The sequence below is a fragment of the Bradyrhizobium sp. Crot121 genome, assembly GCF_059512385.1.
Genome location: NZ_JCAMOR010000397.1, coordinates 1 through 432, shown reverse-complemented (window position 1 = coordinate 432; position 432 = coordinate 1). Strand labels below are relative to the sequence as shown.

1 pseudogene is annotated in these 432 nt (G+C 61.6%); it reads left to right on the top strand.

Annotated elements, in window-relative coordinates:
• Window positions 1-205 precede the first annotated feature (205 nt).
• Window positions 206-432: pseudogene (locus AC5ZGW_RS47165) on the top strand (sarcosine oxidase subunit gamma); the annotation flags it as partial.

The following is a 432-nucleotide window of genomic DNA, read 5'->3' as shown; positions in this document are numbered from 1 at the left end:
GCACGGATCGGCGAGGTCGTGCGCGCTTACGATCCGGTCCGCGGTCGCGACACCGAAGTCGAAATCGTCTCTCCTATCTTTTTCGATCCCGAAGGGACGCGTCTGCATGGCTGATCTTGCTCTATCATGACGTCCTGCTTTATTGGACATTGGCCAATCGCAACCCGGTGCCGGCGTCACCGTCCGCGAGTTGCGCGGACTTGGCTTGGCAACGATGCAGACTCGCAAAGGACAGCACGCGCTGCTGCGCGACCGTATCAGGCAGCATTTCCTTCTTGAGCTGCCCACGACGCCTTCCATTGTGCGTGCGGGCGAGATCGCCTTCGTGGCCATAGGCCCGAATTACTGGCTCGCCATGAGCGGCGGCGCAGGCCCGCTGTTTGGCATGTCACTCAAACAGATCGTCGGGCTGCTCGCGTCGGTGTCGGACCA